Here is a 20,817-nt window from a genome sequence, read left to right as displayed (position 1 = left end):
GGGCGCGCGCGGGTGCTATGCTGGCGGCCATGCCCACAGTTCTCATCATTGACGACAATGCCGCCGTGGCCATGGCGCTCGACGTGCTGTTTTCGCTGCACGACATCGCCACGCTGCGCGCGCTCTCGCCTGCAGAAGGCCTGGACTTGCTGGCGCGCGAACCGATCGACTTGGTCATCCAGGACATGAACTTCACGGCCGACACCACGTCGGGTGAAGAAGGCGTGACGCTGTTTCGCGCGATCCGCGCACGCTATCCCGACCTGCCAGTGATCCTGCTGACCGCGTGGACGCACCTGGACGCGGCGGTCGACCTGGTCAAGGCGGGCGCCGCCGACTACCTGCCCAAGCCGTGGAACGACGAGCGCCTGCTGGCCAGCGTGTCCAACCTGATCGAACTGGGGCAAGCCAACCGCGCGCTGGGCAGCCGCCTGCAGCACGAACGCAAGGCGCGGCTGGCGCTCGAGCAGAACTTCGACCTGCGCGGCCTGGTCTGGCAAGACCCGGCCACCGAACGCGTGCTGCACCTGGCTTGCCAGGTCGCGCGCGCCGACGTGCCGGTGCTGATTACCGGCCCGAACGGCGCCGGCAAGGAGCGCATCGCCGACATCATCAAGGCCAATTCTCAGGTGGCTGACGGCCCGTTCGTGGTGCTCAATTGCGGCGCCCTGCCGTCAGAGCTGATCGAGGCCGAGTTGTTCGGCGCCGACGCCGGCGCCTACACGGGCGCATCGAAAGCACGCGAAGGCAAGTTTGAAGCAGCCGACGGCGGCACGCTGTTCCTCGACGAAATCGGCAACCTGCCGCTGGCCGGCCAGATGAAATTGCTGCGGGTGCTGGAAACGGGCCGCTTCGAGCGCCTTGGCTCGAACCGCGAACGCCAGGTACGCGTGCGGGTGATCAGCGCCACCAACGCCGACCTGGGCGCGATGATCCGCGCCGGCACCTTTCGCGAAGACCTGTTCTACCGCCTCAACGTGATCGAGCTGCGCCTGCCGCCGCTGGGCGCACGCCCGGGCGACATCCTGCCGCTGGCCCGTTCGTTCCTGGCCGCCGGCAAGGCACTGCACCCGGCCAGCGAAGCGGCGCTGATGGCCTACCCGTGGCCCGGCAATGTGCGCGAACTGAAAAATGTGATGGCGCGCGCCAGTCTGCTGTCCCATGGCGATACCGTCATGGTGGCCGACCTGGGGCTGCCGGCAGCGAGCACGCCGGCACCGATATCAGGCCAGGAAGCAGAGCCGGACCGCGCCGCGCTCGTGGCGGCCCTGTCGCGTGCGGGCGGCGTGGTGGCGCAGGCGGCCGCCGATCTTGGCCTGTCGCGCCAGGCGCTGTACCGCCGCATGGAGCGGCTGGGCATCGCGCGGCCATGACGGGCAGCGCGCACCAGCCCAGGTTTTCCCTGGTCATACGGCTGTCGGCGCTGGTGGGCACCCTGCTTGCGCTGGCCGTAATCGCTGCGCTGCTGCTGGATCACCTGCTGCCCGCCCGGCCGCTGCTGGTGCTGACCATCTGCCTGCTTGGGCTGGTGCCACTGGCCGTCATCACGCTGCGCGCGCAATTGCAGCCGGTGCTGTCGCTGTTCCGGGCACTCGAGGGCACCGTCGACAGCTACCGTGACGGCGACTTTTCGTGCAGCCTGCACTGGCCGCACAACGATGAACTGCGTGACCTGATTGCCGCCCACAACAACCTGGGCAACGTGCTGCGCGAGCAGCGCCTGGGGCTGGTGCAGCGCGAGCTGCTGCTCGACTCGATGGTGCAGAACACGCCGGTGGCGATGCTGCTGGTGGCCGATTCGACGGCGCCCGGCGGCGCCATCGTGTTCGCCAACATCGCCGCGCGCCAGTTGCTGGCGCAGGGGCGCAAGCTTGAAGGCCACAGCCTGCGGGCGGTGCTCGATGGTGCCTCGGCAGCCCTGCGCAACGCGCTGGCGCGCGGCGGCGACGGCTTGTTTACCGCTGGCGAAGGCGAGGCCGAAGAGGTCTATCACCTGGCGCGCAGCACCTTCACGCTCAATGGCCGGCGCCACGAGCTGCTGCTGCTGCGCCACCTGACCGTCGAACTGCGGCGCCAGGAAGTCCAGACCTGGAAAAAAGTCATCCGCGTGATCAGCCACGAATTGAACAACTCGCTGGCGCCACTGGCGTCGCTGGCGCACTCCGGGGCCGAGCTGGTACGGCGCGGCCAGCTCGAACGCCTGCCGCAGATCCTGGAAACGATCGGCGAACGCACGCGTCACCTGGAGAGCTTCATCTCGGGTTACGCACGCTTTGCCAAGCTGCCCACGCCGCGCCTGGAAGCCTGCAGCTGGCCAGCCCTGGTCACGCGCCTGGCCGGCCAGGTGACCTTTACCGTGGTGGACGAGCTGCCGCCGGATGCAGCCTGGATCGACGCCGCGCAGCTTGAGCAGGCGCTGCTCAATCTGTTGAAGAACGCGCACGAGTCGGGTTCCCGGCCAGAGGACGTGCAGTTGCAGATACGGCGCGTGCAGGACCAGGTGCGCATCGACGTGATGGACCGGGGCAGCGGCATGAGCGACGCGGTGCTGACCCACGCGCTGGTGCCGTTCTATTCGACCAAGCGCGCCGGCACCGGCCTTGGTCTTGCGCTCGCACGCGAGATCGCCGAGGCGCACGGCGGGCGCATCCTGCTGGCCAATCGCGACGGCGGCGGCCTGGCCGTAACGCTGTTCCTGCCAGCGCTGGCGGCGACCTGAGAGCCTGCAACAACAGCTCTGGTAACATCGGCTTTGCCCTCCAACGCTTCATGCCATGTCCGCCAAGTCACCCACCGTCATCGATCCGCGCTTCGCCCAGCCCGGCCATCCCCCTGCCACCATCGACGAATTCGAGGGCGTGCGCTTCCTGCACCTTGGCACCTCGTGGGTGCAGGGCGCGATGCGGCTGGCCAAGCCGGACACGATCGAGCTCGAATACGTGCAGATGATGATGATGTGGACGCTGTTCCAGAGTGCGCCGCGCCACGTCGTGCAGCTTGGCCTGGGCAGCGCCGCGCTGACCAAGTTCACGTATGCCCGCTTTCCCGATGCGCGCGTGACGGCCGTCGAACTCAATCCCAACGTGATCGCGATCTGCCGCGCCCTGTTCGGCCTGCCGGAAAACGATGCGCGCCTGGACGTGCGCGAGCAGGACGCGATGGACTTCGTACTCGATCCGGCCAACCACGGCAAGGCCGACGTGCTGCAGGTGGACCTGTACGACCAGGACGCGCGCGGCCCGGTGCTCGATTCGGAAGCGTTCTACCAGGGCTGCCTGGATTGCCTGGCGCCGGGCGGTGTCATGACCGCCAATGTGTTCGGCGACTTCAGCAACTACGACAAGAATTTCCTGAACATGGAGCAGGTGTTCGACGCCGTCGTCTGGCTGCCCGAGGTGCACGATGCCAACGTGGTGGTGGTGGCGTTCAGGGACGCGCCGCAGCTGGACTTTTCAGTGCTCTACGAACGCGCCGGCGAGATCAGGCGGCGCCTGAACCTGCCGGCCAAGAACTGGGTGAACGGCCTCAAGGAATGGATGCGCGACCATCAAGGCTGACATGGCGCGCCGTGCCCGCCCGATGCCCCGGCTCGGGCGACGCCACGCCCAGTTCGGACGCCGGCACCGGTGCGCCCAGCACCGCGAACACGGTGCCGCATGACTCGCGCTCGAGCGCCAGCACGGGGAACACGCGTTCCAGATTGGCGTACTTGGCCCAGGCGCCGGCGCCGCGCGACTGCGTCGGCGGAATCGACATCGCGGCATAGCCGCGCGCGCCGCCCTCCACCGCTTCGATACTGCGCCCGCGCGCTGCCCGCGCGTCGTCCAGCGGCACCGGGATGTCCGATGCGTCAAGGCAGCGCACGCGCAGCTGCGCGCCCGGGAGTGGGTGGTCATTGATCTTCTGGTTGGGCGCGTGCCAGAGCTGCATCAGGACGATGCCGGTGGCGCTGTGGGCGTCCCAGGCGCTTTCGAGACTGCCGTAATGCTCGAGGCCATAGCGTTTGCAAAGCTGGGTGATATTCATGCTAATCGTTCCGTTGCCGTTGGCGCCGTTCCCGGACACGCCGGGCGGCGGGATCCTGCATGGCGCGCAGCAGGATCGCTCGTGAGACGTTGCAGCTTTCGAGGTACACCAGCCCTGCGTTGACGCCGCGCGTCTCGGCCAGGAATAACGCATATTCGGTGGCAAGCGCGGTTCGCTCGTCGGTTCGTCGCTGGATCATGGTGTGCTGCCTGAGGTGGTCGGCGGATTTCGCTCGCGCGGCGCGCGGGCATGGTGAAATCCAGTCGGCGGAATCAACCGCCTGCCGCCGTGCCTGTTTGGCATGGTTAATGGCTATCGTAGCTTGTCGCGAGCCGCGCACATTTGAAAAACTTGTTAAATAACGTAACAATAAAACAATACTTTTCGAACATAATTTCTTATAGAAAAGTGCTTAATACTCAAAGCATTACTCGCTGCTCATGAAAGTATCGTCTAACGAGCAAACATGTCTCTTTTGTACGACGCATTTGCTCTAGAGGCACGTTCGTATTTACTTATTTCACATGCTTTATCGTCGGCGCCCTACCCCGTTGCTAAGATTAAATAATGCTCTGATAACAGAGCAACATAAAAAATCGATGAAAAGGGGACAGAGGATGATGAAACAAACACTGCCACGACGCGCCCTGCTGGCGTCGGCCCTGTTGGCGGCGCTCGCACCAGCCAGCGCACAGGAAGCCGACAGCAATATGTCGCAAGTCGTGGTGCTCGGCTCGCGCACCCAGGCCAAGACGGCGCTCGATACCGCCGTGCCGGTGGGCCTGATCAGCACCAAAGACATCCAGTCGGCCGGCACGCTCGAACTGGGCAAGGTGCTGCAAGACCTCGACCCGTCGTTCAACTTCACGTCGACCTTCGTCAGCGACGGCACCGACATCATCCGCCCCGCCACGCTGCGCGGCCTCGGCCCCGACCAGCTGCTCGTGCTGATCAACGGCAAGCGCCGCCACCAGCAGGCGCTGGTCAATGTGCAGCAAACGATCGGCCGCGGCTCGGCCGGCACCGACATCAACGCGATCCCGCTGTCAGCGATCCAGTCGATCGAAGTGCTGCGCGACGGCGCCGCCGCCCAGTACGGGTCGGACGCGATCGCGGGCGTCATCAACATCATCCTCAAGAAGGGTGTCGGCAACGGCATCGTCAGCGCCAGCGCCGGCACGACCGACGAAGGCGATGGCGACACCTACTCGGCCAGCGCCAGCCGCGGCTTCGCGCTGGGCAGCGATGGCGGCTACCTGAACCTGTCGGTTGAAGCGCGCAAGCGCGACGAAACCAACCGCGCCGGCCTGGACACGGCGCGCGTCAATCCGCCACGCGTCACGCAGCGCCTGGGCGACAGCAACGCCAAGGATTACTACCTGTGGATGAATTCGGCCCTGCCGATGGGCGGCGGCGAGCTGTATGCGTTCGGCGGCGCCTCGAAACGCAAGGGCGACTCGGGCGGCTTCTTCCGCCCGAAAGAAGATGGGCGCAACGTGCCGGCGGTGTACCCGGAAGGCTTCCTGCCGAACATCGTCACCACCGTGCAGGATGCGTCGCTCGCCGTCGGCTACCGCCACGACTTGGGCAAGGACTGGTCAGTGGACGCGAGCGTGAACCACGGCCGCAGCCAGCTCCAGTTCCACGAACGGAACTCGATCAACGTCAGCTACTGGTACGAAAACGGCGAATCGCCGCGCGAAGCCGACACCGGCACGCTCAAGTTCGAGCAGACCACGTTCAACCTCGACTTCAAGGGCCCGGTCAATCTGCTGGGTGGTGAACTGTTCGTGGCCGCGGGCTTCGAGTGGCGTCGCGACAATTACGAGATCGAAGCGGGCGACCCGGTCTCGTACCAGTATGGCCGCACCAACAACCCTGCGATCATCATCCGCGACCAGACCGGCGGCATCGCGGCCTCGGGCATCCAGGGCTTCCCGGGCTATACGCCATCGACGGCGGTCGACCAGGGCCGCCACAACACGGCGTACTACCTCGACCTGGAACGCAAGTTCGGCCCGGATGTCTCGGTCGGCGCGGCAGTGCGGCACGAGCGCTATTCGGACTTCGGCAACACCACGATCGGCAAGCTCAATGCACGCTGGGACCCGAGCCGCTCGTTCGGCCTGCGCGGCAGCGCATCGACGGGCTTCCGCGCGCCAGGCGTGCAGCAGAAGTTCTACAGCTCGGTCTCGACCAACCTGAATTCGGCCGGCGTGCTGACCGAAACGCTGACGGCGCGTGAAGATAGCGCCGTCACGCGCGCCTTCGGCATCGCACCGCTGAAGGAAGAAACGTCCAAGAGCGCCAGCATCGGCGTGATCCTGCGGCCAACCACCACGTTCTCGCTGACCGCCGACGTGTATCGCACGAAGATCGACGACCGCATCGTGTTCTCGAGCACGATCTCGCCGGAGTCGGGCGCCTGCGCAACGCCTGCCGCCTGCCCGATCCGCGCGATCCTCGATCCGCTGCGCGTGGGCCAGGCGCAGTTCTTCACCAATGCGATCGATACGTCGACCACGGGCCTGGACCTGGTGGCGCAGCAGACCATCCGCGGCCAGGGCTCGACCCTGGTGCTGTCCGGCCAGCTGGGCTTCAACAAGACCGAGGTCAAGGCGCGCAATTCGCAATCGCCCGTGCTGACCGGCGCGCAGCTGTTCGACGATGCGCAGGTGACGCTGATCGAACGCGGCCAGCCACGCAAGCACCACGTCGTCTCCGCGGACTACACGGCCGGCGCCTGGAACGTGACGGGCCGTGCGAACTACTTCGGCGAAGTACAGGGCCAGGGCTTCACGGCGCCATTCGTGCAGACGTGGGAAGCCAAATGGATCGTCGACCTGACGGGCCGCTACACGTTCAACAAGAGCCTGAGCCTGTCAGCAGGGATCAACAACCTGTTCGACACCTACCCAACCAAATGGGATCCGGTACGCGCAGCACCCTTCCCGCAACTGGGCTTCACGTATTGCTGGGAGACCTGCCCGTTCGGGATGAACGGCCGCACGGCGTATGTGAAGGCGGACTACACGTTCTGATGGGCTGATAGTTCAACAGCGGGGGTCAGGTCTGACATTCGGACACGACCTCTTCACTAGTCGCTCAATTCGCGCTCGAAAAAGTAAAGCGACGTTCGCCTTTATGATCGATTTCGGCGCGGTAATTGCACAGTCGTCTGAAGACCCATCACTAAGGCTGGGGCCGTGTCCGAATGTCAGACCTGACCCCGGCTTTTTTTCAGCGCCGCTCGCGCCACCACAGCAACAATATGGCTGCTGCGAAAGCGAGGGCGAATAGCCAGGATGGTGCGGGCCGTGTTGGTCCGGTTGCCGGCTGGATCTGCGAACGGGCCGCGTAGCGAGCTGTCGCGTCGCGCCGTTCGGCTGCCTGCCATCCGGGCCAGTCGTTCTTCGCATACACGTAGATTGCATGCGGGCCGGCGCTCTGGTCCTGCAGTTGCAACCAGCCTGCTTTTTGCGGCCACAGCGCTGCGCAGGATGCATCGGCGCGGTCTGCGCGACGCTGCCAGCCCAGCGACTGCTTCAGATCGGGGAGCGTGACCTGGCCACTGACACCGCGCGCGCAGAGTTCCAGGCGCTGGCCTGCCAGCGGCATGTCGCCTGGTGCCAGCCATTCGGTCTTGTGCCGCTCTTCGACACCCACGCGATCCAGTACGCCCTGCCACCACAGCGCCAGCGCGCGCGGCTCGGCGATCGCGTGGCGGTGCCATTCGGTCACGCCCAGCCAGGCGATACGGCCCTGTTGCCAGTCACGGGTCCAGACCATATTGTCAGTGCCGCGCCATGGACCGGGGTCGCGCGATGCGGGCAGCAGCGAGGCCACCGGCATCTCCAGAGGCGCATCAATCTTTGCGCCCAGTGGCTGTGCGCGCAGCGGCAATTGCAGCGTGCGTGACCAGATGCCGGGATCGTTCGCGTTGCCGCCCAGGACCAGCAGCGGCATGCCCTTGGCCACACGGTCCAGCAGCGCGGAGCGTTCACCCGCCGCCATCCGCTCGAAGCGTGCGGCGTCGATCACCATCAGGTTGGGCGACGCCATCTCGGTGCGCGGCGCTTCGGTGCGCGTGATGGCACGGCCCAGCGTGACTTGCCAGTCGAGCAGCGCGCCGCTGGCGGTCAGCATGTCGTTCAGTGCGCGCAGGTCGAACGATGGCGCGCCGAAGCGGCCGACAACCTGCAGCGGTACTGGTTCGTGCACGGTGAACGGGACCGGTCCCTCGGCAATCACCTTGTCTTTGGCGTCGAGCAGCCGCGCCTTGAGCACGACGCGCTCGACCACCGGTGGCATCCAGTCGACGTGCAGGTCGCCGGTGCCGCGCGCTTCTGCCAACTGCTGGCCATTCTCGGCCAGCAGTTGCAGCCGCGCGTCGGTCTTGTCGTCGCGCTTGACCGTCAGCGTGAACTGGCGGCCCAGCGCCACCTGACTGGGGAACGCAAGCCGCAGCGCGCCGCCGCGTGGCGCTTCCCAAGCCAACGGCCGTGCCGGCAAATCGTTCCATTCGGCGGCGCGCAGGCCATCGCCCTTCAGCGTCAGGCTGTTCACACCTTCCAGCGACGCCGGTGGCGCGGCCGGATCGATGGCCAGCGTGCGGCCGCCCTCGCCCGGCATGCGCAAGTCCAGCGCGAACAGGCCCAGGCTCGCGGCGGCGACGATGACCAGCAGCGCATCGAGCCATTGGCGGCGGCGTAGATACAGGCCGGCGCTGACGATGCCTACGACTACGATGGCGGCGATGAGCCACTGCTGGTTCATGGCTGTCCCTGCCCAATTCAGATTCATGGCTTGGCGACTCCATCAGCCGACTCGCGCCAGCGGCGCGCGAACGCCGTATCGACGCTGGTCTTCGCCTGCAACAGCACCTGCCCCGCGCCGGAACGCAACCAGGCGCGCAGCACCGGGCGGCAGGCGATGCAGCCGTCGGCCACGTCCTGGATCGCGCGCTGCGCCGCCAGGCGCTGCTCGTCCTCGACCAGGCGCGTGCGCACCCAGTCGTTTGCGGTGCGCATCCACAGCCCCGGCAGCGCGGCCTCACCCGATAAGGCCTGCACCAGCGCGCGCAGCTCTTCCGGCAGCGCCGCCGCCTGCTCCGCCTGCGTGCGGCGGTAGCTGGCAGCGCCATCCATCTCGCCGGTCATGCGCTTTTCTTCCTTGATCGGTGGCGGCGTGAAGGCGGTCTTGTGCAGGTAGATGCGCTCGGCCTGCTGCAATTCCTTGATCGCTTCCAGGGCCTTGTGTTCGGGAGCCAGCGCGCTTTTCGGCGTGACCGCGCGCAGTGATTTTTCGGCGTCCCACATCGCGACCAGCGCGCGCCGCAGCACCTTCTTGGTGCCTTCGTCGTACATCGTCGCGTTCTCGGCTTCGTCGTGCGCGTGGCCGTAGGTTGCCAGGATCTGCTGCGTTTCGTTGACGATGCCGCCCTTGCGCTGATTTGGCTCGTCGTGATCGTGGTCATGGCCACCGGGCGCGTGATCGTGGCCCTCGTGGCCTTCTTCGGCAGGCTTTTCGGCGGCGCGTGGCGCCTTGGCCGCTTCTTCGCCGAACAGCGTCGACTCTTCGCCCAGGAACTGGCCGTAACGGCGGCGCAGCTGCGCCTGGTCGTCGCCGATCCGCTCGCTGCGATCACGCACGTCGGCGGCTGCCAGCTTCGTGCTGCGCATGTCGGCGATCAGCTGTTCGGTGTCGATGATGATCTGGCGCTGGCTGCGCAGCGACGCTGGCTTTACCAGTGACGGCATCGCCGCGCTCTCTTCTTCGGCTTCCTGTTCCGGCGCCGGACGCCGCACCGTGTAAGTCGGTGACTGCACGGTCTGCGCGCGGCCCGCGTTGTCGGTCGCGCGGACGAAAAAATACAGCTCGTCGCCCGGCTCCATCGCCAGTTCGTTCAAAGCCCACGTCTTGGACCAGTTGCGCAGCTTGGGATTGTTTGATGCTGGCAGCGGCATCTCGCGATCCGTAAAACGCACGTTCTCGCCGCTGCCTTGCGCGAGCGTCATGTGCAGCGTCGCGCGGGTGATCCGGTAGTCGTCCTTGACCTGGACCGTCATCGTGGTGCCCGTCGCGTTGTCGCGCAGGTCCTGGATCATCTGGCTCGGTGCGCTGATCGTGATCTCGGGCGGCGCATCGGGAATCACGCGCAGCGTGTGGCGCGCGCCGCGCCAGCGCCAGACGACCGATTCGGTGGCCGTCCAGCGCGCGCACTGTTCACCGGGTTCGAGTGTTTCACCGTTACCCAGCTCAATTTTATTGTTGCCGCCCGTGCCACCGGTCAGGCACCACGTCACGACCGTCTGCTCCGGCACCTGCAGATCGCGCGGCGCCGAGGTGGATGCCGCCACGCCCGTGTAGGCAGGCGGCGCGAGCTTGAGCGTCAGGCCGGCCAGCGTGGCGGCGGTCGCACTGCTGGCGGGGCTGGGCGACGTGACGGCACCCTCCTGCGCCGGCCGCGTGGTCGCGTACCACACCATCCCCGCAAGCACCGCGCTGACCAGCAGGATCGGCAGACCGCTCGATACATGCTGGCGCGCGATCTGGCGCAGCTGCTGGCGCGAGACGGCCGCATCGAGCCGCGCGAACAGGCGCTGCTGCTGCAGGCGCGCGATCGGCGTGTCAGCCGCGTCGAGCAGGGCCGCACTGTCTTCCATCTCTGGCACGGCGCCATCGAGCCACGCTGGCCATTCATACGCCACTCGGCGGCGCAGCTTGACCCAGTCCAGCGCGCACCAGCCGGCCCAGGCCAGCAAACCCGGGCCCGACGGAATGACCAGCCAGGGCAAGGCCCCGCCGATCCAGAGCGGCATGCGGCGCAGCTGGGCTGCGCGCCATACGCGTTTGGTGATCTCAACGCCTCCGTGCATGCGCGAGACTCCTTTCAAGGACGAACAAGCCAACCAGGATGGCCAGCAGGATGTCGCGCAATGCGCCGCTCGGCGCCGGTGCGTTGGCGCCTTTCGAGGCGGCGAACGTTTGCGACGGCAAGGTGTAGGGACGTCGCCCGATGTGCAGCTGCTGCCAGGTGTCGAGCAGCGCACGCGCGGCGTCCACATCCTGCGGCGGCCATGCGGGGTGATGCCACAGGCGGCCACGCGCGCTGTCGGCGTACTGCAAACCGTTCAGCGTACGCGCCTTGGCCAGCTCGGGGAAGGCTGCGGGATTGGTCACCCACCACAGCGCCGCGCGCAGCGCCGCAGGTGGCGCCCCGGCGCGGTCCCAGATGATCAGGTCCGTCCTGGCACCAGGCGCCTCGTCCACGACGATCTTCTCGACACCATCCTGCGCCGCGAACAGGCGGCGCCAGGCTTGCGCTCGCTCGCTGGCGATGACCACGTGCCGTTCCACGTTGGCCGGCGCGGTCGGCTGCGTGCGCACCGTGATGTCACGGCCAAACACCGGCTTCGTGGCCGGCATCGGCACGTCGCCCAGCACCAGCAGGCGGGCGTCGCCAGCCCATTCGCGTTCATGCGTGTGCAACCAGCTCAATGCCTGCGCCGCCGGCAGCGTCACGCGCTCGGCCTTCGTCAGGCCAACCTGCGCCGCTTCACGCTCGACCCAAACGGAATCGGTGCCCGCGGTCACGACCACCGTGTCGCCACGCCACGGGTAGACCGGGTCAGCCAGCCAAGCGATGAGCACCGCGAGCAACAAGCAACGCACCAGCAGCAGCAGCGGATCGCTCCAGCGCCACACGCGCGTCTGTTTCGGCTCGGTGCGCGGCAGGAAGCGCGCGGTGGCCATGGGCGCGGCCTGGTTCTGCACGCGCTTGCGCCGGTGCCACCAGACCGGCAGCAGCAATACGGGAAGCGCAAACCACCAGAGTGCATTCATGGGCGATTACCTCGATGGCCGGCGCAGCCAGCGCCGCAGGACGTCGCCCGGCGCCTGCTCGATGGCGGCTAGCGTCAACGGCATGTCATTCTTGCGGCACTGGGCCGTCACCCGGTCGAAGTGTTCCATGCGGTTGCGGCGGTAGCCTTCCTTCAGGTCGGCGCCGAAGCGGAACACCCCTTCGTCATGCTCGGGGTCGCGGTACGCCTGCGTGTCCGGGAAGCTGGCGTCGATCTCGGCCTGCGTCTGCAGGCACAACACGCGCACGTCGTGGCGCATCTGGCGCAGCCGGGTCAATGCCAGCGACAGCGGCGATGGCCAGTCGAGCAGGTCGCTCGCCGCATAAATCGCGCTGGGCGAGAGGGCAAAGTGCAGGCTGGCCTTGAGTGCGGCGGCGTCCGGCAACTGGCCGGCGGGCGTGGCGCGCTGCAGCTGCGCCAGCACGCGCTGCAGATGGCGCGGGCCGCGATTGGCCGGCGTGAACGTCACCTTGCCGTCGCTCAGGATCACGAGGCCGAACGCATCGCCCTGGCGCTGCGCGATGGCAGCGACGCAGGCCAGCAGCGTGCGCGCACAGGTCAGTTTGTCGATGCCCTCAATGCTGCGGCTCGGTTCGGCCATCGACGCACTGGCGTCGAGGATCAGCCAGACGGCGACGTGGCTGTCACGCTCCGCCTCGCGCACAAAATAACGGTCGGCACGCGCGGCCAGCTTCCAGTCGACGCGGCGCCACTCGTCCCCCGGCACGTACGAGCGGTACTCGGAAAACTCGACACCGGCCCCGCGCTCGCGCCCCGCGTGGATGCCGTGCCCGAGCCCGGCCAGCACGTGGCGGATCACGAGATCGAGCCTGGTCGTGTGCGCGATCAGCGCCGGATTCACGGACGACATTCTGCGATCGCCAATTACGCTACCTTGATCTCGCGCTGCAACGACTGCAACACATCCGCAATGGCGATGCCGTCGGCTTCGGCCTCGAAGTTGCGCAGCACGCGGTGCGCCAGTACCGGCAGCAGCATCGCGCCGATGTCGTCGCGGGTCACGGCCAGCCGGCCCTGCATCAATGCGCGTGCTTTCGACGCCAGCACCAGCGCCTGGCCGGCACGCGGCCCGGCGCCCCAACCGATGTGCTTTTTGACGGCATCGACCGTGGTCTCGCTCGGGCGCGTGGCGCGCACCAGGCGCGTGGCATACCGCACCAGATGGTCACCGATCTCGATGTCGCGCACCAGTTGCTGCAGGCGCAGCAGCGTGGCGACATCCATCACTGGCTCGGCGTCCTGCAAACCGGCGTGCGTCGTGCGCGAGACCATCAGCACTTCTTCGTCTTCGGTCGGGTATACGACATCGATGCGCAGCAGGAAGCGGTCCAGCTGCGCTTCCGGCAGCGGGTACGTTCCGGCCTGCTCGATCGGGTTCTGCGTGGCCAGAACAAAGAAGGGCCGTGGCAGTTTGTGCGTCTGGCCGGCGAAGGTGACCGACCGCTCCTGCATTGCCTCGAGCAGCGCCGACTGTGTTTTTGGCGGCGCGCGGTTGATCTCGTCGGCCAGCAGCACTTGCGTAAACACCGGGCCAGGCTGAAAGCGGAACGCGCGCTGGCGCGTGGCCTGGTCTTCTTCGAGAATCTCGGTGCCGACGATATCCGACGGCATCAGGTCGGGCGTGAACTGCACGCGCCGGAACTGCATGTCGGTCGCCTGCGCCAGCGATTTCACGAGCAGCGTCTTGCCCAGCCCCGGCACGCCCTCGACCAGCGCGTGGCCACCGGCCAGCAAGCACGTGACGAGCAGGTTGACGACGTCTTCCTGGCCGATGATCACGCGCGCCATGCTGGCTTTGAGCTCGCCCACTTTTGCTGTCAGTGCAGCGATTTCCTGTTCGTCCCACGCTATCGAATTACTGTCAGCCACTGGTCATGCTCCCAACGCATATTGAATGATGTTCACTGCAAAGCGGGTGTTGTCCACCGCCAGAAAACGCTTGTTGCGAAAGTCGTAGTCCCATTCGCAACCATAGTCCTTGTTCGAGTACAGCACGCGCACGCGCCCGCCAATCTCGATCGCCTTCAGGTACTCGTGCACCAGGTCGTCGCCCCAGCCATTGAGCTCCATGCCGGTCGTGGGCGGGCCGTCCTCGAACTTGAAGAAGCACGAGTACAGCGGGTGCTTGTTCGGGATTTTCTTCAGTGCGTTCAGGCCGAAGATCTTCGCCATCTCGGCCTCGAACGACTTGGCGAACAGGCCGTCGATGTCGTGGTTGCAGTCGTCGACAAAGACAAAACCACCGCCACGCACATACTGTTCGAAGTTGCGCCGCTCCGCGGGCGTGAACTGCACCAGCTTGTGGCCGGCCAGGTAGCAGAACGGCGCCTGCAGCATCTTCGGGTCGGACAAGGCCACCATGCGCTCCGTCGTATCGACCCGCAACGTGGTGTACTCCACGAGGGAGTTCAGCACGTTGCTCGGCATGCGGACATCCACGTCCCAGTTGCCCGATTCGTACATCAGGCGTGTGAAGTAGAAGTCAAAACTGGCCATGTCGATGCCCGACCGTCAGACCGCGTCCGACAGCGACGTGAAGTTGAAGTCGCGCACCTTCATCGGCGGCAGCACCATCTGGAACGGCACCTCGTCGCCACCGATGATCTGCGGCTTGCCCAGTTCATCGATGTTATTCAGGATCGTGACCGGGCTCTCGTTGAAGCGGAAGTTCTTGAGCGGGTACTTGATCTTGCCGTTTTCGACGTAGAACGTGCCGTCGCGGGTCAGGCCCGTGAGCAGCAGCGACTGCGGATCGACCATGCGGATATACCAGGTGCGCGTGACGACGATGCCCTTCTTAGTGCCTTCGATCAGCTCTTCGAGCGACTTGGTACCGCCCGCCATGATCATGTTGCCGTGTTCCGCAGTAGCGCGCTTGCCCGTCTTTTGCGCCCAGTAGCGCGAATAGTCCAGCGAGGCGATGCGGCCATCCTTGATCAACTGGGTGCGCTCGCGCGGCAGCAGCGATTCGTTGTCCCATGGCGCAACCGGTACGTCCTTGTCCCACGGGTCGGCCCAGACATTGACCTGGCTGTCGAACAGCTTGTCGCCCAGGCGGTTGCCCCCGCCCTTCTTGGCCAGGAAGCTGCGGCCTTCGTCGGCCGAACGGGCCGAGAACGCGCTGAACATATTGCCGAGGATTTCCGACGTCGCCGCCGGCTCCAGGATCACCGTGTAGCGGCCTGGCTCCAGCGCACGGGCGTCGACCGAACGCAGCGCCTTTTCGATGGCGACCTCGGATGCTTCACGCGCATCGAAGCGCGCTGCATCGACGGCGGCGCGGGTGACCCAGCCCGACCCGCGGCCGTCTTCCGTGCGCGCGGTGAGGCTGAACGACAGGTCGGTGAAGTCCTGGTGGCCGAACACGCCGTTCGAATTGGCGATCGTCGAAAAGCGCGTGCTGTCGGTGAAGAAGCCCGCCGTGACGAGTTTCTTGGCGCGCGCCATCTCGATGCTGGTGGCCGCGACCGACGCCCGGAAATCCGGGTCGATCGCTGCGGTGGCCGGCACGAAGGTGCTGGTGGCGCGGTAGGCCTGCTTGGAAATCGCCGGCATGAACTCCGGGTTTTCCGGCGACAGGCGCGCCAGTTCTTCGGCGCGGCGCACGGCTTTTTCCAGCGACTTGTCGTCGAATTCGTTGACGATCGCGGTGCCGCTGCGTTTGCCGAAGGCCACGCGCACGACGAGCTGCATGTCTTCGGTCAGGCCGGCGGTCGAGACGCTGTTGCGCGCGAAGCGCACATTGCCTACACGGCTGCCTTCGATCGACACGGTGCACTCGTCGGCTTTCGACATGGCGAGCACGCGGTCGGTGATGCGTTTTGCTTGGTCCTGATTGAGCGCTTTCATCTTGGTTTCCTCAGCCGATCTTGCGTGCGGTGTTGATGACATTGATGCCGTTGAAGCGCGTGGTGCTCGACCCGTGCGACACGGCGCTCACCTGGCTTGGCTGGCCCTTGCCATCGAAGAAGGACCCGCCCATGCGCCAATCGCGCTCGTCGCAGATCGCCGTACAGGCATTCCAGAATTCCTGCGTGTTGGCCTGGTAGGCCACGTCTTCCAGCGGGTTCGTGATCTTGCCGTTCTTGATCTCGTAATACAGCGTGCCGCCAAACTGGAAGTTGTAGCGCTGCTGGTCGATCGAGTACGAACCGCGGCCCAGGATGTAGATGCCCTTCTTGACATCGGCCACCATCTCATCCGGGGTAAGCCGGCTCTTGCCCGGCTCGAGCGAGACGTTCGGCATGCGCTGGAATTGCACCGTGCTCCAGCTGTCGGCGTACGAGCAGCCGTGCGATTCCTTCTCGCCGATGATGTGGGCCTGGTCGCGCGTGGCCTGGTAATTCACCAGGACGCCGTTGCGGATGATGTCCCACTTCTTGGCCGCTACGCCTTCGTCGTCGTAGCCGATCAGGCCGAGCGAGCCTGGCGTGGTGCGGTCCGCCACAAAATTGACGCGCTCGGCGCCGTATTTGAACGCCTTCGTCTGCCACTTGTCGAGGCCTGCGAAGCTGGTGCCGGCGTAGTTGGCTTCGTAACCGAGCACGCGGTCCAGTTCCGTCGGGTGGCCGACGTTTTCGTGGATCGTCAGGAACAGGTGTTCGGGGCTGAGCACCAGGTCGTACTTGCCCGGTTCGACCGACTTGGCCGACAGCTTTTCGCGTGCCTGCTTGCCGGCCATGCGGGCGTCTTCGATGATGTCGTAGGCGTTCTTGTACAGGCTCGTGACGCCGCCGGCGGCGCGCACCTTGTTCTCGGCGCGCGCGTCGAAGTATTCATAGCCCATCGACGCCGGGGCGCCCAGGCCGCCGCGCGAGCGGAACTTGCCGCTCTTCTTGTCAACGGCGGTGGCATTGATCGGCGCCCACAGGCGGTGGATGTCCTGATCGATGTACGAGCCGTCGGTCGAGGCAAAATACTTTTGCTGGTTGATCTGGAAGAGCGACGCGGTCATGAAGTTCGCGCCCGCATCCAGGCCCGCCTTGTTCGCGGCGATCAGCATGTCGGCCTTTTCCTTGACCGGAATCGTGCGCCAGTCTTTCTTGAGCGGCGTGGCCCATGCCACTTCACCGACGCCCTTGACGGGCGCCAGGCGCACCGGCTCGGTCTGCAGTTTGGCGTTGGCCTTGGCAATCGCCACGGCCTGGCGTGCGGCGCCGGCCACGCCGTCGGTCGTCATGTCGTTGGTCGAGGCGAAGCCGTAGGCGCCGCCGGCAATCACGCGCACGCCGACGCCGCTCGATTCGGTGTTGTTGATGCTCTCGACGTTCAGGTCGCGCGTGATGACGAACTGGTTCAGGTAGCGCCCGATGCGCACGTCGCAGTACGACGCGCCGGCTTGCGTCGCCGCGTTCATCGCGGTGTCGGCCAGGGCTTTCTTGGCGCTTGCCGCCATCGGGTTGAGCAGGTCTTCGGCCGCGATCGCGTTGCCGAAGACCGGAATGAACAGCGCGCCAGCCGTGCCGGCGCCGATATGCAGGAATTGTCGACGTTCCATGAGTTATCCGTTTACGTTTGCGCTCGCGTGAGCGCCTGCACGTCGTTCCCGCGAAGGCGGGAACCCAAGCTTGCATGCGTCATTGCGGCTCATGAGAACTTGGGTTCCCGCCTGCGCGGGAACGACGGCCTGGAGGTACTTACACTGCGTCCGACAGCGACGTGAAGTTGAAGTCGCGGATTTTCATCGACGGGATCAGCATCGAGTAGCGTGCTTCATCGGCGCCGATGACCACCGGCTTGCCGATTTCCTCGATATTGTTCAGCATCGACACCGGGCTTTCGTTGAAACGGAAGTTCTTGATCGGGTGCTTGATCTTGCCGTTTTCGACGTAGAACGTACCATCGCGAGTCAGGCCCGTGAGCAGCACCGATTGCGGATCGACCATGCGGATGTACCAGGTGCGCGTGACCAGCACGCCCTTCTTGGTATTCGCGATCAGTTCTTCAGTGGTCTTGTTGGTGCCGGCCATGATGATGTTGCCGGCCGCGCCCACTGCGCGCTGGTTCTTCTGCTGCGCCCAGAAGCGCGAGTAGTCCAGTGCATTGATCTTGCCGTCCTTGACCAGCTCCACGCGCTCGCGCGGCAGCATGTTGTCGTCCCACGGCAGCACCGCGACATCCTTGTCCCATGGGTCGGACCAGATATTGACCTGCTGGTCGAACAGCTTGTCGCCCAGGCGGTTCTTGCCACCGGCTTTCGACAGGAAGCTGCGGCCCTCGTCGGCGCGGCGCGCATCGAAGCCACCCAGCATGAAGCTGAGCAGATCAGACGTGGCGGCCGGCTCCATGATGACCGTGTAGCGACCAGGTTCGAGCGCCTTGGCGTCGACCGAGCGCAGTGCTTTCTCGATCGCGATTTCGGCCGCTTCGCGCGGATCGAATTTGGCGGCGTCGCGCGCCGAGCGCTTGACCCAGCCCGAACCGCGCCCGTCTTCGGTGCGCACGGTCAGCGTGAAGTCCAGCGACGTTGCCACCTGGTGGCCAAACAGGCCATTCGAGTTCGCGATGGTCTGGAAGCTGGTGCGGTCGGTGAAGAAGCCGGCCGACACCAGGCCGCGCTTGCGGCAGCCTTCGATCGCATAGGCCGCAGCCTGCGCGCGGTATTCCGGATCGATGTCGGCGGTCTTCTGCACGAACGTATCCGATGGCTTGTACGCGGTCTTGGCGATGGCCGGGATGAATTCCGGGTTGTCCGGCGCCAGGCGCGCCAGGTCCTCGGCGCGGCGCACTGCGCGCTCGATCGACTTGTCGTCGAATTCGTTGATGGTCGCGGTGCCCTGCTTTTTACCGAAGGCGACCTGCACCTGGATGCGGGCGTCGTCGGCCAGGCCGGCGGTCGAGACGGCGTTGCGCGCAAAGCGGATATTGCCGATGCGGTTGCCCTCGATGTTGACGATGCATTCATCGGCCTTGCTCAGCGAGAGCACGCGGTCGGTGATGCGTTTGGTTTGTTCCTGGGTCAAGATACTCATGTGCGCCCCTGCTTAGCCGATCTTGCGAGCGGTGTTGATCACATTGATGCCGTTAAAGCGCGTGGTCGACGAACCATGCGAGACGATGCTGATCTGCGGCGGCTGTCCTTTGCCGTCGAAGAACGAGCCGCCCATGCGCCAGTCGCGTTCATCGCAGATGGCGCTGCAGGCACCCCAGAATTCCTGGGTGTTCGACTGGTACGCCACGTCTTCCAGCATCTGGCCGATCTTGCCGTCCTTGATTTCGTAGAACAGCTGGCCGCCAAACTGCGAGTTGTAGCGCTGCTGGTCGATCGAGAACGAGCCGTCGCCGACGATGTAGATGCCCTTCTTGATGCCCTTGACCATTTCGTCCGGCGTCAGCTTGGTCTTGCCCGGTGCGAGCGAGACGTTCGGCATGCGCTGGAACTGGACCGTGTTCCAGCCGTCCGCATACGAGCAGCCATGCGATTCTTTTTCGCCGATGATGTGGGCCTGGTCGCGCGTGGCCTGGAAGTTGACCAGGATGCCGTCCTTGATGATGTCCCAGCGCTTGGACTTCACGCCCTCGTCGTCGAAACCGACGGCGCCCAGCGAGCCTGGCGTGGTCTTGTCGGCGAAGATGTTGACGATTGGCGAGCCGTACTTGAAGCTCTTCGATTGCAGCTTCTCGAGCGTGGCAAAGCTGGTGCCGGCGTAGTTGGCTTCGAAGCCCAGCACGCGATCGAGTTCGGTCGGGTGGCCGACGTTCTCGTGGATGGTCAGCCACAGGTGCTCGGGCGCCAGCATCAGGTCGTACTTGCCTGGCTGGACCGACTTGGCGGTCAGCTTGCGCTTGGCGTCGCGGCCGGCGGCGCGGGCGTCTTCGATGATGTCATACGATTCGGTGTACAGCGTGGCGATGCCGCCGGCGGCCTTGATCTTGTGCTCGGGCCGCGCGTCGAAGTACTCGTACCCCTTGCCCACCGGGGAGCTCAGGCCCGCGCGCGAGCGGAACTTGCCGCTGGCCTTGTCGACCGCGGTGGCCGAGAACGGCGCCCACAGGCGATGCACGTCCTGGTCGATGTACGAGCCATCGGTCGAGGCAAAATACTTTTGCTGGTTCACCTGGAACAGCATCGACTGCATGAAGTTCGCGCCGCCTTCCATGCCGGCCTTGTTCGCGGCGATCAGCATATCGGTCTTCTCGGCGATCGGCACGGTGCGCCAGTCTTTCTTGATCGGGGTGCTCCACGACACGTCGCCCACGCCCTTGACTGGTGCGAGGCGCACCGGTTCGGTCTGCAGCTTGGCGTTGGCCTTGGCGATTGCCACGGCCTGGCGCGCCGCATTCGCGATGCCATCGGTCGACATGTCGGACGTCGCGGCAAAGCCGTAGGCGCCATTCACGATCACGCGCACGCCCACGCCGGCCGACTCGGTGTTGGCCACGTTTTCGACGTTCAGCTCGCGCGTGGTGATGAACTGGTTGAGGTAGCGACCGATGCGCACGTCGGCGTAGCTGGCGCCGGCCTTGGTGGCGGCGTTGAGCGCGACATCGGCCAGCGCCTTCTTGGCGGCCACTGGCATGCTGCTGGTGAGCTCTTCGGCAGCGATGGCGCGACCGAAAGGCAGCAGCATCGAGGCGGCTGCCCCGCTGCTGAGATTAAGAAAGGTACGGCGTTCCATGAGATCTCCTGAATAACCTTCGTCCGGGCAGCGGTTCCGCGAACAGCTCGGGCCGCTCTTGTAATTACAGCTCTTATGCTTTGGTTTTATGACAGATGAAAACGTGACAAACCGCTCAACCATAGCAGTAAGTTAAGCTTTTGAATAGGCAATTGTTGTGCCACCTCAATGCACAAATATGTACGTACTTTGCGTAGGAGCTCGCGCACCTTGCAGGCTGCCAGTACTGGCGAAAACGCCCTGCGCCTATGCATATGTGACGAATGCTTGACTGTGCGCCGTGCCTC

At 65.4% G+C, this 20,817-nt stretch carries 16 protein-coding genes; 4 read left to right on the top strand and 12 right to left on the bottom strand.

What is annotated here, in order from left to right; all coding sequences use genetic code 11:
* The first annotated feature begins 29 nt into the window (after positions 1–29).
* The 3 genes from ACZ0AJ_RS21305 to ACZ0AJ_RS21295 are packed head-to-tail and all read left to right on the top strand — an operon-like array spanning position 30 to position 3,557.
* Positions 30–1,373, top strand: coding sequence for a sigma-54-dependent transcriptional regulator (locus tag ACZ0AJ_RS21305; RefSeq protein ID WP_499456414.1), 1,344 nt, complete (start codon positions 30–32; stop codon positions 1,371–1,373).
* Positions 1,370–2,719, top strand: a complete 1,350-nt coding sequence (locus tag ACZ0AJ_RS21300) for a sensor histidine kinase (protein ID WP_499456413.1) — start codon at positions 1,370–1,372, stop codon at positions 2,717–2,719. Before ACZ0AJ_RS21305 ends, ACZ0AJ_RS21300 begins: the two co-directional genes overlap by 4 nt.
* Positions 2,720–2,774: 55 nt before the next feature.
* Positions 2,775–3,557 carry a spermine/spermidine synthase domain-containing protein gene (locus ACZ0AJ_RS21295; protein WP_499456412.1) on the top strand — a complete coding sequence of 261 codons (783 nt, stop codon included), beginning with the start codon at positions 2,775–2,777 and terminating at the stop codon, positions 3,555–3,557.
* On the opposite strand, the gene ACZ0AJ_RS21290 is transcribed toward ACZ0AJ_RS21295, so the two are convergent.
* Positions 3,526–4,026 carry a hypothetical protein gene (locus tag ACZ0AJ_RS21290; RefSeq protein ID WP_499456411.1) on the bottom strand — a complete coding sequence of 167 codons (501 nt, stop codon included), beginning with the start codon at positions 4,024–4,026 and terminating at the stop codon, positions 3,526–3,528. The genes ACZ0AJ_RS21295 and ACZ0AJ_RS21290 overlap by 32 nt on opposite strands.
* 1 nt (position 4,027) lies before the next feature.
* Positions 4,028–4,225: a hypothetical protein gene (locus ACZ0AJ_RS21285; protein WP_258837139.1), complete on the bottom strand. Its 198-nt coding sequence runs from the start codon at positions 4,223–4,225 to the stop codon at positions 4,028–4,030.
* A 418-nt stretch (positions 4,226–4,643) separates the two neighbouring features.
* Here ACZ0AJ_RS21285 and ACZ0AJ_RS21280 point away from each other — a divergent pair, with 418 nt between their 5' ends.
* Positions 4,644–7,067: a TonB-dependent receptor plug domain-containing protein gene (locus tag ACZ0AJ_RS21280; protein ID WP_499456410.1), complete on the top strand. Its 2,424-nt coding sequence runs from the start codon at positions 4,644–4,646 to the stop codon at positions 7,065–7,067.
* Positions 7,068–7,266: 199 nt separating this feature from the next.
* Here the strand turns inward: ACZ0AJ_RS21280 and ACZ0AJ_RS21275 are convergent, their stop codons facing one another.
* The 10 genes from ACZ0AJ_RS21275 to ACZ0AJ_RS21230 form a co-directional block, all read right to left on the bottom strand.
* Positions 7,267–8,829 (bottom strand): hypothetical protein, encoded by a 1,563-nt coding sequence (locus ACZ0AJ_RS21275; RefSeq protein ID WP_499456409.1) that lies wholly within the window; start codon positions 8,827–8,829, stop codon positions 7,267–7,269.
* Positions 8,826–10,904: a hypothetical protein gene (locus ACZ0AJ_RS21270; protein WP_499456408.1), complete on the bottom strand. Its 2,079-nt coding sequence runs from the start codon at positions 10,902–10,904 to the stop codon at positions 8,826–8,828. The genes ACZ0AJ_RS21275 and ACZ0AJ_RS21270 overlap by 4 nt, the downstream gene beginning before the upstream one ends.
* Entirely contained in the window at positions 10,888–11,871 is a 984-nt protein-coding gene (locus tag ACZ0AJ_RS21265) for a BatA domain-containing protein (protein ID WP_499456407.1), read from the bottom strand. Before ACZ0AJ_RS21265 ends, ACZ0AJ_RS21270 begins: the two co-directional genes overlap by 17 nt.
* 6 nt (positions 11,872–11,877) lie before the next feature.
* Positions 11,878–12,762 carry a DUF58 domain-containing protein gene (locus ACZ0AJ_RS21260; protein WP_499456406.1) on the bottom strand — a complete coding sequence of 295 codons (885 nt, stop codon included), beginning with the start codon at positions 12,760–12,762 and terminating at the stop codon, positions 11,878–11,880.
* A gap of 14 nt (positions 12,763–12,776) precedes the next feature.
* A complete protein-coding gene (locus tag ACZ0AJ_RS21255) occupies positions 12,777–13,781 on the bottom strand; it encodes an AAA family ATPase (protein WP_499456405.1) in 1,005 nt (334 codons plus the stop codon).
* Between the two features lie 3 nt (positions 13,782–13,784).
* Positions 13,785–14,408: a DUF4159 domain-containing protein gene (locus ACZ0AJ_RS21250; RefSeq protein WP_183554362.1), complete on the bottom strand. Its 624-nt coding sequence runs from the start codon at positions 14,406–14,408 to the stop codon at positions 13,785–13,787.
* A gap of 15 nt (positions 14,409–14,423) precedes the next feature.
* On the bottom strand, positions 14,424–15,761 hold the full coding sequence (locus ACZ0AJ_RS21245; protein ID WP_332533293.1) for a TldD/PmbA family protein: 1,338 nt from the start codon (positions 15,759–15,761) through the stop codon (positions 14,424–14,426).
* Between the two features lie 10 nt (positions 15,762–15,771).
* Complete coding sequence (locus ACZ0AJ_RS21240; protein ID WP_499456404.1) at positions 15,772–17,409, bottom strand: TldD/PmbA family protein; 1,638 nt, start codon at positions 17,407–17,409, stop codon at positions 15,772–15,774.
* A 139-nt stretch (positions 17,410–17,548) separates the two neighbouring features.
* Entirely contained in the window at positions 17,549–18,883 is a 1,335-nt protein-coding gene (locus tag ACZ0AJ_RS21235) for a TldD/PmbA family protein (RefSeq protein ID WP_499456403.1), read from the bottom strand.
* A 12-nt stretch (positions 18,884–18,895) separates the two neighbouring features.
* A complete protein-coding gene (locus ACZ0AJ_RS21230) occupies positions 18,896–20,530 on the bottom strand; it encodes a TldD/PmbA family protein (protein WP_499456402.1) in 1,635 nt (544 codons plus the stop codon).
* Between the last annotated feature and the right edge of the window lie 287 nt (positions 20,531–20,817).

The sequence above is a fragment of the Telluria sp. AC161 genome (assembly GCF_979258535.1).
The sequence above is the reverse complement of the archived record's forward strand: the minus strand, read 5'-3'. Positions and strand labels throughout refer to the sequence as shown.

Coding starts and splice junctions, on each gene's coding strand:
- ACZ0AJ_RS21305 (WP_499456414.1), top strand. CDS start 30: ATGCCCACAGTTCTCATCATTGACGACAATGCCGCCGTGGCCATGGCG.
- ACZ0AJ_RS21300 (WP_499456413.1), top strand. CDS start 1,370: ATGACGGGCAGCGCGCACCAGCCCAGGTTTTCCCTGGTCATACGGCTG.
- ACZ0AJ_RS21295 (WP_499456412.1), top strand. CDS start 2,775: ATGTCCGCCAAGTCACCCACCGTCATCGATCCGCGCTTCGCCCAGCCC.
- ACZ0AJ_RS21290 (WP_499456411.1), bottom strand. CDS start 4,026: ATGAATATCACCCAGCTTTGCAAACGCTATGGCCTCGAGCATTACGGC.
- ACZ0AJ_RS21285 (WP_258837139.1), bottom strand. CDS start 4,225: ATGATCCAGCGACGAACCGACGAGCGAACCGCGCTTGCCACCGAATAT.
- ACZ0AJ_RS21280 (WP_499456410.1), top strand. CDS start 4,644: ATGATGAAACAAACACTGCCACGACGCGCCCTGCTGGCGTCGGCCCTG.
- ACZ0AJ_RS21275 (WP_499456409.1), bottom strand. CDS start 8,829: ATGAATCTGAATTGGGCAGGGACAGCCATGAACCAGCAGTGGCTCATC.
- ACZ0AJ_RS21270 (WP_499456408.1), bottom strand. CDS start 10,904: ATGCACGGAGGCGTTGAGATCACCAAACGCGTATGGCGCGCAGCCCAG.
- ACZ0AJ_RS21265 (WP_499456407.1), bottom strand. CDS start 11,871: ATGAATGCACTCTGGTGGTTTGCGCTTCCCGTATTGCTGCTGCCGGTC.
- ACZ0AJ_RS21260 (WP_499456406.1), bottom strand. CDS start 12,762: ATGTCGTCCGTGAATCCGGCGCTGATCGCGCACACGACCAGGCTCGAT.
- ACZ0AJ_RS21250 (WP_183554362.1), bottom strand. CDS start 14,408: ATGGCCAGTTTTGACTTCTACTTCACACGCCTGATGTACGAATCGGGC.
- ACZ0AJ_RS21245 (WP_332533293.1), bottom strand. CDS start 15,761: ATGAAAGCGCTCAATCAGGACCAAGCAAAACGCATCACCGACCGCGTG.
- ACZ0AJ_RS21240 (WP_499456404.1), bottom strand. CDS start 17,409: ATGGAACGTCGACAATTCCTGCATATCGGCGCCGGCACGGCTGGCGCG.
- ACZ0AJ_RS21235 (WP_499456403.1), bottom strand. CDS start 18,883: ATGAGTATCTTGACCCAGGAACAAACCAAACGCATCACCGACCGCGTG.
- ACZ0AJ_RS21230 (WP_499456402.1), bottom strand. CDS start 20,530: ATGGAACGCCGTACCTTTCTTAATCTCAGCAGCGGGGCAGCCGCCTCG.